This is a genomic window from Flavobacterium sp. KH_035, assembly GCF_057839565.1.
On sequence record NZ_CM174492.1, the window covers coordinates 3,228,005 to 3,244,721 of the forward strand.

Genomic DNA, 16,717 nt, shown 5'->3' on the forward strand with positions numbered 1-16,717 from the left:
CATGTCTTTTTGGTAGGAAAAGTAATATTTATTAAGTGGTTTTGTGGTGAAAAATTGTCAAAGAACAGTTTTGGTCAGAATCATTTTTAAATTATTATGATAGCACAGAATAAATATTTAATTTTGCACCCTGTATAAAATAAAAATAGTACTACACAAATATATTATGGTAAAAGATTTATTCGAAAGAATTCAGGACAATAAAGGACCATTAGGAAAGTGGGCTTCTCAGGCAGAAGGTTATTATGTTTTCCCAAAGTTAGAAGGAGAGTTGGGTCCTAGAATGACATTTCACGGAAAAAATATTTTAAACTGGAGCTTGAATGATTATTTAGGTTTAGCTAATCATCCAGAAGTTCGTCAAGCAGATACAGATGCTGCGATTCAGTTTGGTGCTGCTTACCCAATGGGAGCTCGTATGATGTCTGGACATACAAAATACCACGAACAATTAGAAGAAGAATTGGCTGCTTTTGTAATGAAAGAATCAGCTTATTTATTGAATTTTGGTTACCAGGGAATGGTATCTATTATTGATGCTTTGGTTACTAAAAATGACATCATTGTTTATGATGTTGACTCTCATGCTTGTATCATCGATGGTGTGCGTTTGCATATGGGGAAACGTTTTACTTACAAGCACAATGATCTTGAAAGTATGGAAAAAAACCTGCAACGTGCTACAAAAATGGCACAGGAAACAGGTGGCGGTATTCTATTTATTACCGAAGGTGTTTTTGGAATGCGTGGGCAACAAGGAAAATTGAAAGAAATTGTTGCAATGAAACAAAAATACAATTTCCGTTTGTTAGTGGATGATGCACATGGTTTTGGTACACTTGGTAAAACAGGAGCCGGAGCAGGTGAGGAGCAGGGAGTTCAGGATGATATCGATGTTTACTTTTCGACTTTTGCAAAATCTATGGCTAATATCGGAGCTTTCGTAGCGGCAGATAAAACAGTAATTGATTACTTAAAATATAACTTACGTTCGCAAATGTTTGCTAAAGCATTACCAATGATCCAGACAATTGGTTCATTGAAACGTTTGGAATTGTTGCGTAATTCGTCTGAAATTAAAGATAAACTTTGGGAGAATGTAAATGCATTACAAAACGGTTTAAGAGAAAAAGGATTTAATATTGGAGATACTAATACTTGTATTACACCAGTTTACCTGGAAGGAAGTATTCCTGAAGCAATGGTAATGGTAAACGATTTAAGAGAGAATTATGGTATTTTCCTTTCTATCGTGGTATATCCGGTAATTCCAAAAGGGATTATTTTGTTAAGAATGATTCCAACAGCTTCTCATACATTAGCTGATATTGATGAAACGTTAACTGCTTTTGAAGCGATTCGTGAGAAATTAGTAAACGGGACTTATAAAGAAATTGCAGAACGTACTACTGTTGATGTTTCGTAAAACTTTAAAAGAAATAAATTCCTAATATGGGAATTATATAAAAGAATCCATTCGTTATACGAGTGGATTTTTTTTATTAGGGGTACTTTTATAATTCAAAATCAGTAAAATAAGAGTTATGAAAAAAGTAATAGTAATATCGATCATTATGTTCTCTGTTTTTATTTCCTGCAAGAAGGCAACCAGTACCGATCCGGTACAAATTGCGCCAAATTCCCCAAAAGAAGCGGAAGTTGTTGAACCGGCAGGCGATCAGTGTTATGCCTCACGAACAAGTAACAGCGTGACCGAGATGAGTTTTAATGTCAATTCTCATCAGGAAGTAAACGGGAAACTAAGTTATAACATATCAGGGAAGGATAAAAACGAAGGAACTTTGATTGGAAATATGAAAGGAGATACATTAATTGCAGATTATACTTTCATGTCTGAAGGAGTTACATCTCTTAGAGAAGTTGCGTTTTTGAAAAAGGACGGAGCTTTTATTGAAGGCTATGGCGATGTAATCGAAGCAAATGGGAAGTTCTCTTTTAAAGATAAAAAACAATTAAAATTTGATCAGAAAAATGTTTTGACAAAAGTAGATTGTAAAGTAGAGTAAATCATGTTATGTTTAAAAGTAAAAAAAATCCATTCGTTGATGCGAATGGATTTTTTATTGTGGTAAAACCGTTATTGCAGTAGAAACTGAAAACTATTTAAAGGTATTTTAAATACGTTTTTCTCTGGCAGTGTACTTTTGGGTCAAAGTTTTTCCAAAGTAAATGAATGGCTGTATTATCAGCTAATTCAGGTGTTCTGATACAATTTTGAATCCCTTTTTCTGAAAAAGTCTTGTAATATTCGTCAAATATAATAGCCGTAACCCCTTTGTTTTGATACTCGGGGTGCACCCCAATCAGGTAAAAAACAACATCTTTACTCTTTTTACGGGCTTTTAGTAAATGAATAAATCCAAACGGGAATAATTTTCCTTTTGCTTTCTGTAAAGCTTCAGAAAAGCTTGGCATTACAATACTAAAGGCAACAAGATTGTCGTCTTTGTCAACCACAAACTTGATGTATTCCGGATTGATAAAACTGATGTATTTTTTTTTGAAGTATTCTTTCTGAACATCTGAAATCGCTACAAACGAAGCTAATTTAGCGTATGAATCATTAAACAAATCAAACATTTTGTCTACGTGAGGCATGATGTCTTTTGTTTTGGTAAAAGTCAATGAGCGTAAGCCATATCTTTTTTTGATGAGTTCTTGTGCTTTAAGGAAAAATTCAGGTTTCACGTTTGAAAAAGGAAAGATGCTTTCGAGGTACTCTTTTTCAACCTGAAAACCCAATTGTTCAAAATGTGTGACATAATAGGGATGGTTGTACCATGTAATCATAGTTCCCAACTGATCATAGCCTTCGGTAAGGACCCCAACTTTGTCTAAATTTGAAAATCCCATTGGACCTTCAACATGTTCGAGATTGTGCTGTCTTCCTAATGCATACACTTTATCAAGTAATGCTTTTGTAACCTCAATATCATCGATTGCATCAAACCATCCAAAACGGACTTTTCTTTTATGCTGATCATTCACCTCAGACCAGTTGATAATGGCGGTAATTCTTCCTACAATCTCATTGTCTTTATAAGCCAGATAAAAATAGGCCTCGGCATTTTCAAAAGCAGGGTTTTTAGTTTTATCAAAAGATTCCAATTCATCTGCGATAATAGGTGGCACCCAGTATGGATTGTCTTTATAGAGTGAAAACGGAAATTTGATATAGTCAGTTAATTCCTTTTTGGTTATGGCTTCTTTAATTGTAATCATTAAGATTCTGTATGTAAATAGTGCTCCTTACTGAGCGTTTAGTTATTAAAATTTTATTCGTATTTCGATTTACGTTTACGTTCTTTTGCCTGGTAATCTATTTCTTTTTGTTCTAATTCGTTGTCTTTATTCTTTTTTGCTCTTTCCTCTCTTTTAGATTGTACCTGATTTTCTTTATAACGCCCATCATAACGCCAGGAAACACCAACGCCTCCATACAATATAGAAGGTGTGTTCTTGAAATTAGTACTTACAGATGCGTCAACCTGAAGGTTGGAGTTGATGAGGTAAGCTGCTCCACCACGTACAATAGCATCGCTGTAAAAATCGCTTTTATAGCCCTGATTTTCTACAAAGCCCGACCATTTATCGTTAAATCCATGTGTAAGTGTAAGTACATAGCCGTAGCTCGGGTAGTCTGTTGAAATATAATCGGCAATAATATTGGTAACAAAAACCCATTTCCCGCCACCAAAAAGGTTTTGAGTAATCAACATCACTTTTGGAGAAATACTCGATTGTGGAGAAAATGAATAAGGATTATCAGCACCAACAAAATTGGCACCAGCAAACAAGGATACTGCCGGAATTAATTCGTGCCAGTTAAAGCTATGATTGGCTTTATAACTGTAGATGTTAGCCTCTTTTTTATAATTTTTATAGGGATCGTAAATCAGATACTTCGCTCCTAAAACTGTTTGTCTGAAATTGTTTTTTTTGTAACTTGTATATGGAGTATCAAAATTCTCCATTTGGTATTGTAAATCCACAATAAGCTCCAGTTTTTCTAAAAAAGCACCGTAACGAAGAGTCAGATCTGTACCGAAACCACTTGCGTCATAATCGAGCAGATTGTGTTTTTCTTTGATGCCATATACACCAAGTTCTGCCTGTATAACTGATTTTCCAACAGCATACGCAGACATTGTTTCCCCTGGACGGTTTGAATTGATGACATCGGTATACTGTGCAAAAAATAATTGTGGTATTAAACAAAGAGCTGTAATAAAGAAGTTTTTATTTTTTAACATAAACATGTTTTTGGATTAAAAAGTAATAACGCATTTCAAATGTACTATATTTTATTATTTATTTAAGATTGATATTTTAATTTTAAACAATGGATTTATTAATTTTGGAAAAAAATTATATGATCATGCAAGAAGCATCTTTTGTAAATCTGTTTAAAACGATAATGTGGATCATTGCGTTTTATTATATTTTTAAATTTTTAGCACGAATCTTTTTACCGGTATTGGTGAAGAAAGCAGTCGAAAAAGCTGGAGAGAATTTTCAGAGACAACAACAATATAGTCAGGATACTACATGGCAAAAAACACGTACTAATAATGATGAAATTATTATCGATACGGCCAATGCAAAAAAATCCCGTGAAACCAAAAAGGTTGGCGATTATGTTGATTACGAAGAAATAGATTAAATTTGTGACCTAGATTTATAGGATTCATCATTTAACCCAAACCAGCCTAAATTGAAAATAGTAAATAAGTTCTATCCGCATGCCCTTGTTGTCCTGGGCTTTATCCTCGTTTCTTTAATTTATTTTTACCCGGTTTTACAAGGAAAACAAATTTTCCAGTCGGATATTGCTCAATATACCGGAATGGCCAAAGAGCAAAACGATTTTAGAGCAGCAGAACATGCTGAACCTTATTGGACAAATTCTGCGTTTGGAGGTATGCCTACCTATCAGTTAGGGGCAAATTATACAAATGATTTTGTAGGCAAATTAGACGATGCTTTGCGTTTTCTGCCTCGTCCTGCCGATTATTTATTTCTATACTTTTTAGGATTTTATGGTTTGCTGTTAGTTTTGAAGACAGATCCCTTAAAAGCATTTATCGGGGCGCTTGCCTTTGGTTTTTCGACTTATCTAATTATCATTCTTGGTGTTGGACATAATGCAAAAGCACATGCAATTGCTTATATGCCACTTGTTATTGCCGGATTTATAGTGGTTTTTCAGAAAAAGTATATTTGGGGAGGATTGCTCACCATGTTTGCGGTTGCATTAGAAGTTAATGCCAACCACTTTCAAATGACTTATTATTTGTTAATTTTCTTATTGATTCTTTCCGCTTATTTTGCATTTAACTTCATTAAAGAAAAAGAATTTAAACCGCTTTTAACGGCAATTGGTGTTTTGGCGGTAGCCGGAATTTTTGCTATTGGTGCCAATGCTACTAATTTGTTGGCGACCAGCGAATATGCTAAGTTTAGTACACGTAGCAACAGCGAATTGACTTTCAATCCTGACGGTTCTAAAAAGACCAATGAGAATGCTTTGAGCCGTGAATATATCACAGAATACAGTTACGGAATTGCAGAGAGTTTTAACTTAATAGCACCAAGACTTTTTGGTGGCTCCAATCATGAAAATGTAGGGACTGACAGTCGTATGTATTCGTTTATGATTGAGCAGGGAGTGCCATCAGAGCAAGCGCAGGATTTCGTGTCCGGAATGCCAACGTACTGGGGAGATCAGCCTATTGTTGCGGCTCCTGCTTATATTGGAGTTGTGGTTTTCTTTTTGGCGGTTTTAGCTTTGTTTATTGATGATCGAAAAATAAAATACGTATTTCTTACCGGAGCATTATTTTCATTAGTGCTTTCTTGGGGAAAGAATTTCGCGTTATTGACAGACTTTTTTATCGATTACGTGCCAATGTATGATAAGTTTAGAGCAGTGTCATCAATTCAGGTTATTCTTGAATTGTGTTTCCCTGTTTTGGCTGTTATGGGATTACAATCGTTTTTTAAAGCTAAAGAAGAGCCTAAATTACAACAGAAAGCACTCGTGCAAACGGGAGTTTTTGGATTGGGTGTTATTTTGATTTTAGTTTTCGCTAAGAGTATGTTCCATTTTACAGGAAGTAGTGATAATTATTTCTTAGAAAGTTACGGACCCGCTTTTGTAGATGCGTTGAAAGAAGATAGAAAGAGCTTATATTCTGCTGATTTATTGAGATCAGGCTTTTTTATTGTAGTTACTTTTGGAATCTTGTGGTTGTTCATTAAAAACAAACTGGCTCAAAATACTACTTTAATTATCGTTGGTATTCTAATGATTTTTGATTTGTTCTTTGTGGATAAAAAATATGTTTCGGCCAAAGATTTTGTGAGTCCGGTACAAATTGCAGCGCCATTTCAGGAAACACCTTCTGACGCTCAGATTTTAAAAGATACGACGCATTACAGGGTTTTTGAAGTAAACGGTAACATGTCTAGTGCACGTGCTTCTTATTTCCATCACTCGTTGGGAGGATATCATGCTGCAAAACCAAGAAGAATACAACAGTTGTTTGACTATCAGATTGCAAAAAACAATGTCGAAGTTTTAGATATGTTAAATGTAAAATATATCATTCAGACGGATAAAGAAGGAAAAGAATTTCCGACAGTAAATCCAAATGCAAACGGAAATGCATGGTTTGTTAGTGCCGTAAAATTGGTAAACAAACCAGATGATGTAATGAAAGCTTTAGATCATATTGATACCAAAACGGTGGCAGTTTTCAATGTTCATGAACATGAAAGTAAATTTAAAAATGCCCGAATGAAAAAACAGTGGGATACCACAGGAACCATTCAGGTAGTACAATACAAGCCTAATTATATCAAATATAGATCGAATAACGGAAAAGATGGTTTGGCTGTTTTTTCTGAGATATACTATAAAGATGGATGGAATGCCTATATTGATGGTCAACTAACGGATCATTTCCCCGTTGATTATGTTTTAAGAGCTATGGAAATTCCTGGTGGAGAGCATACGATCGAATTTAAATTTGAACCACAAGTTGTAAAAACTGGAAGTAGGATTACATTGGCAAGCTCAATTGGAATGTTACTGCTTTTAATTGGCGGAGTCTATTTCGAAAAATTCTTTCGCAAAGGTTCACAAAGAAACCAAGGAGATAGGCTAAAATAATTTAAACATCTTTGTGAAAACTTGGTGAATTCTTGTGAAACCGAAAAAAATTAATGGAACAAAAAAAACTCTTAATCATTACCTATTATTTCCCACCGGCTGGTGGCCCAGGGGTACAGCGTTGGTTAAAATTTGTAAAGTACTTACCGGAATTTGGTGTTCAGCCAATTGTTTATGTTCCTGAAAACCCAACGTATCCAATTGTGGATGAAGGATTGGTAAGTCAGATTTCGGATAAAGTAATTGTTCTTAAAAATAAAATCTGGGAGCCTTATCAATTGGCTTCCGTTTTTTCAAAGAATAAAACTAAGAAAATTAGTTCCGGAATCTTTCCACACAAGAAAAAACAAACTTTTTTAGATAAAACCTTTCTTTGGGTAAGAGGGAATTTATTTATCCCGGATGCCCGTGTTTTCTGGGTAAAACCTTCCGTGGCTTATCTCGAAAAATATATCAAAGAAAATAATATAGATATCATAGTCACTTCGGGGCCACCGCACAGTTTACATTTAATAGGTTTGGAATTAAAAGAAAAACTAAATGTAAAATGGTTTGCTGATTTCCGCGATCCGTGGACTACAATTGGATATCACAAAGCATTGCGCCTGTCTGATTATGCTTCGAAAAAGCATAAAAATCTTGAGCATAAAGTCTTGAATAGTGCTGATGTCATTATTGTTACGAGTAAAACTACAAAAACGGAGTTTAAGGCTATCACCAATAAGCCTATTTCGGTGATTACAAACGGTTATGATATCGAGAATGTAGAGAAACAGACTTTAGATACCAAATTCACTTTGGCACACATTGGATCTTTCTTATCCGATAGAAACCCTGGGTTTTTATGGGAATGTTTAGTAGAATTGCTTCAGGAGGTTCCAGATTTTAAAACGCATTTAGAAATTAAACTGATTGGAGCAGTTAGCCAGGAAGTATTGGATGCTATTACTGAGTTTGATTTAAATGCTTATCTGAATCTTTTAGGATACGTTTCGCATCATGAGGCAATTGCCCATCAAAAGAAATCGCAGGTTTTACTTTTAATTGAGATTAATTCGGAAGATACCAAAAGTATAATTCCGGGCAAATTATTCGAATATATGGTGTCTAACCGCCCAATAGTAGCCATAGGACCTGAGGGTTCAGATTTTGCCGATATCATAAAAGAGACCAATACAGGAGTATTTTTTGACTATTCTGAAAAAGCGAAGTTAAAAAGTGTAATTTTGGACTTTTATAATCAGTTTCTGGAAGGTAAGTTACAGGCTAACGGTGTTGGTTTGCAGCAATATTCCAGAAAGAATCTCACCAAACAATTGGCGGAGCTGGTTGGTAAGTTATGAGTTACGAGTTGGTGGTTGTGAATTTGGTGCTAAATTTCGATAAACAATCTGCAATCTAAAATCTAAAATCTGCAATCAAAAATTTACAATGGGTATTGTTTTAAATCAGTCTTTTAAAAATACAGTTATTACTTACATAGGTTTCGGTATTGGAGCCATTAACACACTTTATTTATATCCTGTTTTTTTGGGTGCAACCTTTTATGGCTTAACTAATTATGTGACATCTTGTGCCAATGTGATTATGCCTTTATTTGCGATTGGAATGCAAAATACCCTGGTTAAATTTTATTCGCAATATCAAACTGAGGAAGAAAAATCCCGTTTTCTATCCTTTACGGTTTTGTTTCCTCTGCTATTAATAATTCCACTTTTGCTGATAGGTCTTGTTTTTTATGATGAAATTCTGTTCTTTTTGTCAAAAAAGAATGCGATTGTAAGAAGTTATATATGGTTAATACCTTTTATCGGATTGTGCATGGCATATTTTGAAATTTTTTATGCTTGGTTGCGGGTAAATATGCATTCTGTTTTTGGAAACTTTGTAAAGGAAGTAGGTTTAAGATTATTTTCATTATTTCTATTAATAGGTGTTTACTATAATTGGCTTAGCGTAGAGGGTTTTGTGTATGCAACTGCAGTTTTATATTTTTTAGCATTCCTGATAACCATGTTATATGCATTTAGTATTCAGAAACCAACTTTTCAGTTTACAATACCATCAAATACAAAAGATATATTAGTGTATACTTTTTATATTATTTTATCGGGAAGTGTTGCCAATTTGCTTTTGGATGGAGATAAAATGATATTAAATCAATATATGCAGATTGAAAATATTGCTTTCTATTCTGTTGCTACTTATATTGCTTTGGTTATTTCGGTTCCAAGCCGTGCTATGCATCAGATTGTATATCCCATTACGGCAAAATTAATGCATGATAACAAACATGATGAGTTGAATCAGCTTTACAAAAAAACGTCAATAAACCTGCAGATTGTGGGTGGTTTTGTAATGCTTTGCATATTTGTAAATATCGGCCAGTTATACGAGTTGGTTCCAAAAGAATACAGTGGTGGAATTGCAGTTGTATTTATGATTGGCTTGTCTAAGTATTTTGATCTAATTTTAGGAAACAATAATGCGATCATTTTTAATACTAAATATTACCGTATGGTATTGTATTTAGGATTAATGCTGGTTGCGTTGACAGTAATTTTAAACATGATCTTTATTCCAATTTTTGGAATCTTCGGGTCTGCTTTTGCTACTTTACTATCAATCACTTTATATAGTTTGGCAAAACTCCTTTTTGTGGTTAAAAGGCTTCATTTGTATCCTTTTACTATCCAGACAATATACTCGATGTTAATTACATTTGTATTATTTTTATTGTTTTACTTTTGGGAGTTTCCTTTTTATCAATTGATTAGTATTGCTTTAAAGTCAATTTTAGTAACCATTTTATATGTTTATCTAAATTATAAGTTTGCGATTTCTCCTGAGATCAATAAAGTAATCGATACTATTGTGAAAAAGATAGGAATAAAAATTTAGTACGATTTTTATAGAGAAAGCAAAAGTAATTTACATTTGAAGCCATTTTGTCTTTATATTTGTTAGAAAGGATAACCAATTTATTGCTGACAGTATATGAAAAATAAAATAGTTTGTTTTTTAGCCGTTTTTATTACTTTGTTTTCTTCACTAGCTTTTGCTCAGAAAGACAGTTCTCAAGCTTCAAAAAAGGTTGTTAAGGAAGTAAAGCCAAAAGGATATCCTGTAAAACCTTTTAAAGACACACTTTTTTATGTTTATAATAAAGTGGGTTCTTTTTCGCCTGAAAGTAGGGCAAATGCAATTACTGAAAAAGTTAGAAAATTATATGAAGATTCTTTTTTTGTAGCGGATTCTATTTCTCTTGTACCTTCAGATATTTCTCAGGATATCGTCTATAATAATGATTTTGTAATCATGTCTGTTTTAGATGTAGATGGTAAAGCCGAAAATCAAACGGCAGATTTCATAGCAAAGCGAAATTTAAATCTGATCAAAAGAGCTATCATTTATCAGAATGACAACTACTCGATGCTTCCAAAAAGACTTGGGTACACTGTACTACTGGTTTTAATTATTGGAATTGTTTTGTATTTTGTCGGGAAAATCTTCAACAGAGTAAAACTTTACATCCTAAAAAATAGTGACCGATATTTTAAAGGTTTCAAGTATAATAATATTAGTATTCTTTCACCACAAAAGCAGCAGTTCTTACTGATGCGATTGTATAGCGCTATTAAAGGAATTACGCTTGTTTTAATTGTGTACCTTTCATTGCCCCTATTGTTTAGTATTTTTCCCGCTACGGAAGTTTATACTACCACTTTATTACGTTGGATTCTTTCGCCGGCAAAACTTGCAGTTATGGGATTTGTTGGCTTCCTGCCGAGTTTAGTTACCATTGTAGTTATTATTGTCATTTTTAAATATTCGATAAGGGTTATTAAATTCTTTTTTGATGAAATTAAAAAAGAAAATATTAAAATTGATGGTTTCTATAGTGACTGGGCGATGCCGACTTTTAATATCATTCGCTTTTTGATGCTGGCTTTTATGCTGGTTGTACTATTTCCGTATTTACCAGGGTCGGATTCTCCTATATTTAAAGGGGTTTCAGTATTCGTGGGGATTTTGTTTTCATTAGGATCTTCCAATGCAATTGCTAATATGGTAGCAGGATTGGTTATTACCTATATGCGTCCGTTTAAAATTGGCGATTTTATTAAGATTGGCGATGTAAGCGGAGAGGTAATTGAAAAAACGGCGTTGGTTACCCGAATTAGAACGCCTAAATTTGAGGATATTACAATACCCAATGCGACCGTTTTGTCGAGTACTTCTACGAACTATTCGGCGAATACCAAAGAGGTGAATAATGGATTGTTAATTCATACTACCGTTACAATTGGTTATGATGTTCCATGGAAAGATATTCAAAAAGCACTGATTGAAGCTGCTTTAAAAACAGAAATGACGGAGCAGACTCCAGCACCTTTTGTCCTGCAAACCAGTCTGGATGATTTTTATGTTTCATACCAGATTAATGTCTATACCAAAATGCCTACCAAACAGCCTTTGATTTATTCGTCCCTGCATCAGAACATTCAGGACACCTTTAATGCTGCCGGAATCGAGATCATGTCTCCGCATTATAGTGCACTGCGAGATGGGAATACAACGACAATTCCAGAGAATTATTTGAAGAAGGATTACGAAGCGCCTTATTTTAAGGTTAGGAATGGAGAATAGATGAGAGAAACAAAATTATAGAGCCAAGAAGATGTGAGGAGAGAATATAGAGATAAAGGGTAACGTGTTGATGTTCTGGGTGTAGTCTTAAAATTTTAACAGTTTTTCATTTTGTGGTTAATTTTATAAAAATTAACTTTAGCTAAGAATTCGATAGCACTTTGCGCTGTAAGCTAAAGATATTTTACTTATGACAATAAAAGTGTGTGTTGTGTTGTTTATTAAATTGGAATACTTTTTGAAATTTTAAAATTGTGGAGTAATTGTAGTAGTATTTGGATTAATTTTTAACAGATTATTATGAAGAACGGTCAACTCAGCCAAGAACAAAGCTTACAAGTATTTTCTAATATGATATCAAATAAAATTCATAATGGATTTACACTAGAAGAACGAAATGATGAATTACTTTTCGCTGTTCTTACTAAAGGTGGAAAGGTAGTGAATCATAGTTTAAATTTTATGATCTTTTGCCTGACCCTGGGATTATGGTCATTTGCATGGCTTTATCTGACAATAGAAGCCTCTAAGCAGAGAAAGGTATTAGTCGCTATCGACGAAGATGGTTTTCCTTTTGAAGAAAGATGTTTAGTTGCGTAGTAACTTAAAAACAAAATTAAAAAAATCCAAATCCCAATACTGTTAATTGTATTGAGGTTTGGATTTTTTTTATTGGAATTTTACCAGAGTTATAATTTGTCTTTCAGGTATATCCCGGTAACCGATTCTTTTACTTTTACAATATCTTCGGGAGTTCCTACGGCAAGTAAATGTCCTCCGTTTTCACCACCTTCGGGTCCCAGATCGATAATCCAGTCGGCGCATTTTATAAGGTCGAGATTGTGTTCAATTACGATGATGGAATGTCCTTTTTCAATTAAGGCATCAAAGGAGGCCATTAATTTTTTGATGTCATGAAAATGAAGACCGGTTGTAGGTTCGTCAAAAACAAATAAAGCTTTGTCTTTTGTAACACCTTTTACCAAAAAGGAAGCGAGTTTGATACGCTGTGCCTCGCCACCCGAAAGAGTAGATGAAGATTGCCCCAATTGTACATAACCCAAACCTACATCCTGCAGAGGCTGTAATTTTTGTGTGATTTTGGATTGTTTGTTTTTGTCAAAAAAAGCAATTGCATCATCAATAGTCATGGTTAGAATATCGTTGATGTTTTTTTCGTCGAAATTGATTTCTAATATTTCTTTCTTGAAACGTTTACCGCCACAGGTTTCACAGGGTAACGAAACATCGGCCATAAAGACCATCTCGACGTTTATAGAACCTTCTCCTTTACAGGTTTCACATCGGCCACCGTCTACGTTAAAAGAAAAGTGTTTGGCCTGATACCCTCTTATTTTTGATAGTTTCTCTTTTGCATACAAGTCACGAATATCATCGTACGCCTTGATATAGGTTACCGGATTGGATCTTGAACTTCTTCCAATTGGATTTTGATCAACGTATTCGATATGTTTTATTTGTGAAAAAGAACCTTTTATTTCGCTAAACTGACCTGCTTTTTCGGCAGCATTATCTAGTTTTTTTTGCATGGCAGGAAATAATATCTTTTTAATCAGTGTACTCTTTCCACTTCCTGAGACTCCTGTAATTACCGTTAAAACGTCTAAAGGAAAAGTAACGTTGATGTTTTTTAAGTTATTCTCTCTTGCTCCGACAATATCAATATGGTTTTTGAATTTTCGTCTTCTTTTTGGGACAGAAATTTCCAGATCACCATTCAAGTATTTGGCAGTAAGGGAGTCTGATTGTAAGATTTCATCATAAGTACCCTGAGCTACTAGATTCCCTCCAAAAGTTCCGGCTTCGGGGCCAATATCAATAATCATATCGGCAGCTTTCATGATATCTTCATCATGTTCTACTACAATTACCGTATTGCCTAAATCACGAAGTGACAGCAAAACTTTAATTAATCTCTCAGAATCTTTAGGATGCAGACCAATACTTGGCTCGTCGAGAATGTACATCGATCCAACCAAGCTGCTTCCAAGAGAAGTGGCGAGATTGATACGCTGTGATTCACCACCGGACAGTGTTGCCGAGTTTCGATTTAAAGTCAGATAATCCAGACCTACCTCGGTTAAAAAGGACAAACGATTGTTGATTTCAATCATTAATCGTTTTGCGATTTGCTGCTCGTAAACATTTAGATCGATGTTTTTGAAAAAAGTAACTAAATGTTTAATGGGTAAATCGACTAAATCTGAAACCGTTTTACCGTTGATTTTTACGTAGGAAGCTTCTTCACGTAAACGTTTTCCGCGGCAGACGTGACATTTTGTTTTTCCGCGATAACGGGACAACATGACGCGGTTCTGAATTTTATAATTTTTTTCTTCAAGTTCTTTAAAAAAATCATTAAGACCTTGAAAATATTGGTTTCCTTTCCATAATATATCTTTTTGCTCTTCTGAAAGTTCAAAATATGGCTTGTGAATCGGGAAATCAAATTTATAAGCATGTTTTACCAATTCATCCTTGTACCAGCTCATGCTTTCGCCTCTCCAAGGGTAAATAGCACTTTCAAAAACAGATAGGGAAGTATTTGGAACAACCAAATCGGAATCGATGCCAATAATATTCCCGTAACCTTCGCAAACAGGACAGGCTCCGTATGGATTATTAAAACTGAATAAATGGACGTTGGGTTCTAAAAAGGTAATCCCGTCCAGTTCAAAATTATTAGAGTATGTGAATCGTTTATCAGAGTTTAGTTCCTGTAAATAGCAAATACCCTTTCCTTCAAAAAAAGCAGTCTGCACAGCATCCGCCAGACGGTTGTAGAATTCTTCTTCGTCCTTAACCACGATACGGTCAATAATCAACAGTATGTCCTTATTGTCCAATTGATGAAGATCTGCTGGCGAAAAATCATCGAGACGAACCATTTCATTGTTGACTAAAATACGGGCAAATCCTTGTTGCAACAGTACTTTTAACTTGTCTTCTAACTGTCTGCCTTCTTCGAGATGGATAGGGGCAAGAAGCAGCCATTTACTATCCAGTTCCAAATTTTTAACATCAGTAATTACATCGGTAACCGTGTTTTTTTTTACTTCTTGTCCGGAAACCGGGGAATACGTACGACCAATTCGGGCAAACAAAAGTTTTATGTAATCGTATATTTCAGTCGAAGTTCCAACTGTAGAACGGGCATTGGTGGTGTTTACCTTTTGCTCAATTGCAATAGCAGGCGCAATACCTTTTATGTATTCTACTTTTGGTTTATCCAAACGTCCCAAAAACTGACGTGCATAGGAAGATAAACTTTCTACATAACGGCGCTGTCCTTCGGCATACAACGTATCAAATGCCAGACTTGATTTTCCAGATCCTGAAAGACCTGTGATAACAACAAGTTTATTTCGGGGTATTGCAACATCTACATTTTTTAAATTATGTACCTGCGCTCCTTTAATGATAATATTATGTTTTGGGTCGAGTGTCGAAAGATCAATTTGCATAAAAAAAGTCAATTTCTACAAAAGTAATCAATTTTGATTTGAGTTTTGTTAATCAGATTGTTCCAAATTCTAACAGAATTGAGTTTTGCAAATAGAATATAATGACAGGAGATTAAGAATTAAAAATCGATTGAATGGGTGTGAAAAAACTGTACAAGCAATTAATAAAAATAACAAAGAGAATTTTTACTTTAAAATTGATATAACAGTTGTTTTTAGTGGGTAATTGCTTAATTTTTAGTGTTTTGTATCTTATTATTTGTGTTAAAATAGTGGTGGTTTTTGCATTTTTTTACTTGAAATAAAACGAAAAAATAGTGTGTACTGCAATAATTAACGATTTATTGTTAATTATTCTTCTTTTTGTTTGCTTTTTAAAATATTAATTTGTTAAATTTGGTCAAAATATTAACATAACTACATAACCCAAAAAGCCGCGCCTATAAAAGAAAACTACTTTTTATAAAATTACTCCAAATTTTAAATAGAAACTAAAAAAGTAGTATTATGGCTGATGTGCATATTCCGGACGCTCTATTGGTGAAAAATTATGTCGAAGGCAACGAAAATGCTCTTGCGACATTAATTAAAAGGCACGAGTCTAAGATATATGGTTTTATATATTCAAAGATTGCGGATAGAGATATTTCAAATGATATTTTTCAAGACACTTTTATTAAGGTGATCAAAACCTTAAAAAGTAATTCCTATAATGAAGAAGGTAAATTCCTGCCTTGGGTAATGCGTATTTCTCACAATCTGATTGTAGATCACTTTCGTAAAACCAAAAAAATGCCAATGTACAGAGAAACCGAAGAATTTTCGATATTTTCGGTCATGTCTGATGATTCTTTAACAATCGAAAATAAAATGATTTTTGATCAGGTCGAAGTTGACTTAAAAAGAATAATCGAAGAGCTGCCTGAGGATCAAAAAGAAGTACTGGTGATGCGTATGTATCAGGATATGAGTTTTAAAGAAATCTCTGAACTTACAGATGTCAGCATCAATACGGCATTGGGAAGAATGCGTTATGCTTTGATGAATTTGAGGAAAATAATTGATAAACATCAAATTATTTTGACCAACTAATACTAATTAGGATATTGCTTCGTTATACTATAATAAAAACGTTTTGACGGTATGGCGAAAATTTACTCTAAAAAGGCATTAGCTTCTAAAGATTTAAAACCTAAAAAAGAAGTCATTTCTTTTTTATTGAATTATTCACAAGCATTGACAGTTGTGAAAATTGAAAATAAAAGTTTTGAAATTATAGCTAATTAAACAGCCCACTACATTTGTCGGATGTTTATTTCGAAAGAAAAACCAGATGGTCGTTCTGGTTGAAAGCTCACTATTTGCATGAAAATGCGGGTAGTGAGTT

13 protein-coding genes are annotated in these 16,717 nt (G+C 34.1%); 10 read left to right on the top strand and 3 right to left on the bottom strand.

Annotation, left to right across the window (positions count from 1 at the left end):
- Positions 1-166 precede the first annotated feature (166 nt).
- Together capB and AC3IS6_RS13225 are read left to right on the top strand one after the other, a co-directional pair.
- A complete protein-coding gene (gene capB, locus AC3IS6_RS13220) occupies positions 167-1,426 on the top strand; it encodes a cysteate-C-fatty acyltransferase (RefSeq protein WP_017497377.1) in 1,260 nt (419 codons plus the stop codon).
- Positions 1,427-1,544: 118 nt separating this feature from the next.
- On the top strand, positions 1,545-2,027 hold the full coding sequence (locus AC3IS6_RS13225; RefSeq protein ID WP_489159983.1) for a hypothetical protein: 483 nt from the start codon (positions 1,545-1,547) through the stop codon (positions 2,025-2,027).
- 97 nt (positions 2,028-2,124) lie between these two features.
- Here the strand turns inward: AC3IS6_RS13225 and AC3IS6_RS13230 are convergent, their stop codons facing one another.
- Positions 2,125-3,243 carry a GTP cyclohydrolase gene (locus AC3IS6_RS13230; protein ID WP_489159984.1) on the bottom strand — a complete coding sequence of 373 codons (1,119 nt, stop codon included), beginning with the start codon at positions 3,241-3,243 and terminating at the stop codon, positions 2,125-2,127.
- Positions 3,244-3,296: 53 nt separating this feature from the next.
- Positions 3,297-4,274: a transporter gene (locus AC3IS6_RS13235; RefSeq protein ID WP_489159986.1), complete on the bottom strand. Its 978-nt coding sequence runs from the start codon at positions 4,272-4,274 to the stop codon at positions 3,297-3,299.
- Positions 4,275-4,363: 89 nt separating this feature from the next.
- Here AC3IS6_RS13235 and AC3IS6_RS13240 point away from each other — a divergent pair, with 89 nt between their 5' ends.
- From AC3IS6_RS13240 to AC3IS6_RS13265, 6 genes are all read left to right on the top strand, one after another.
- Entirely contained in the window at positions 4,364-4,684 is a 321-nt protein-coding gene (locus tag AC3IS6_RS13240) for a DUF4834 family protein (RefSeq protein WP_263360388.1), read from the top strand.
- Positions 4,685-4,735: 51 nt separating this feature from the next.
- Complete coding sequence (locus tag AC3IS6_RS13245) at positions 4,736-7,195, top strand: YfhO family protein (RefSeq protein ID WP_489159988.1); 2,460 nt, start codon at positions 4,736-4,738, stop codon at positions 7,193-7,195.
- A 53-nt stretch (positions 7,196-7,248) separates the two neighbouring features.
- Complete coding sequence (locus AC3IS6_RS13250) at positions 7,249-8,538, top strand: glycosyltransferase family 4 protein (RefSeq protein ID WP_489159989.1); 1,290 nt, start codon at positions 7,249-7,251, stop codon at positions 8,536-8,538.
- An 88-nt stretch (positions 8,539-8,626) separates the two neighbouring features.
- Complete coding sequence (locus AC3IS6_RS13255) at positions 8,627-10,096, top strand: lipopolysaccharide biosynthesis protein (protein ID WP_489159991.1); 1,470 nt, start codon at positions 8,627-8,629, stop codon at positions 10,094-10,096.
- Between the two features lie 96 nt (positions 10,097-10,192).
- Positions 10,193-11,845, top strand: a complete 1,653-nt coding sequence (locus AC3IS6_RS13260) for a mechanosensitive ion channel family protein (protein ID WP_489159993.1) — start codon at positions 10,193-10,195, stop codon at positions 11,843-11,845.
- A gap of 300 nt (positions 11,846-12,145) precedes the next feature.
- Complete coding sequence (locus tag AC3IS6_RS13265; protein WP_173966801.1) at positions 12,146-12,445, top strand: DUF8108 domain-containing protein; 300 nt, start codon at positions 12,146-12,148, stop codon at positions 12,443-12,445.
- Between the two features lie 89 nt (positions 12,446-12,534).
- On the opposite strand, the gene uvrA is transcribed toward AC3IS6_RS13265, so the two are convergent.
- Positions 12,535-15,330, bottom strand: a complete 2,796-nt coding sequence (gene uvrA, locus AC3IS6_RS13270; RefSeq protein ID WP_489159995.1) for an excinuclease ABC subunit UvrA — start codon at positions 15,328-15,330, stop codon at positions 12,535-12,537.
- A gap of 507 nt (positions 15,331-15,837) precedes the next feature.
- On the opposite strand from uvrA, the gene AC3IS6_RS13275 reads away from it, so the two are divergent.
- Positions 15,838-16,422 carry an RNA polymerase sigma factor gene (locus AC3IS6_RS13275; RefSeq protein ID WP_017498745.1) on the top strand — a complete coding sequence of 195 codons (585 nt, stop codon included), beginning with the start codon at positions 15,838-15,840 and terminating at the stop codon, positions 16,420-16,422.
- Positions 16,423-16,473: 51 nt separating this feature from the next.
- On the top strand, positions 16,474-16,617 hold the full coding sequence (locus AC3IS6_RS13280) for a hypothetical protein (protein ID WP_173966798.1): 144 nt from the start codon (positions 16,474-16,476) through the stop codon (positions 16,615-16,617).
- The last annotated feature ends 100 nt before the right edge of the window (positions 16,618-16,717 follow it).

Coding starts and splice junctions, on each gene's coding strand:
- capB (WP_017497377.1), top strand. CDS start 167: ATGGTAAAAGATTTATTCGAAAGAATTCAGGACAATAAAGGACCATTA.
- AC3IS6_RS13225 (WP_489159983.1), top strand. CDS start 1,545: ATGAAAAAAGTAATAGTAATATCGATCATTATGTTCTCTGTTTTTATT.
- AC3IS6_RS13230 (WP_489159984.1), bottom strand. CDS start 3,243: ATGATTACAATTAAAGAAGCCATAACCAAAAAGGAATTAACTGACTAT.
- AC3IS6_RS13235 (WP_489159986.1), bottom strand. CDS start 4,274: ATGTTAAAAAATAAAAACTTCTTTATTACAGCTCTTTGTTTAATACCA.
- AC3IS6_RS13240 (WP_263360388.1), top strand. CDS start 4,364: ATGGATTTATTAATTTTGGAAAAAAATTATATGATCATGCAAGAAGCA.
- AC3IS6_RS13250 (WP_489159989.1), top strand. CDS start 7,249: ATGGAACAAAAAAAACTCTTAATCATTACCTATTATTTCCCACCGGCT.
- AC3IS6_RS13255 (WP_489159991.1), top strand. CDS start 8,627: ATGGGTATTGTTTTAAATCAGTCTTTTAAAAATACAGTTATTACTTAC.
- AC3IS6_RS13260 (WP_489159993.1), top strand. CDS start 10,193: ATGAAAAATAAAATAGTTTGTTTTTTAGCCGTTTTTATTACTTTGTTT.
- AC3IS6_RS13265 (WP_173966801.1), top strand. CDS start 12,146: ATGAAGAACGGTCAACTCAGCCAAGAACAAAGCTTACAAGTATTTTCT.
- uvrA (WP_489159995.1), bottom strand. CDS start 15,330: ATGCAAATTGATCTTTCGACACTCGACCCAAAACATAATATTATCATT.
- AC3IS6_RS13275 (WP_017498745.1), top strand. CDS start 15,838: ATGGCTGATGTGCATATTCCGGACGCTCTATTGGTGAAAAATTATGTC.
- AC3IS6_RS13280 (WP_173966798.1), top strand. CDS start 16,474: ATGGCGAAAATTTACTCTAAAAAGGCATTAGCTTCTAAAGATTTAAAA.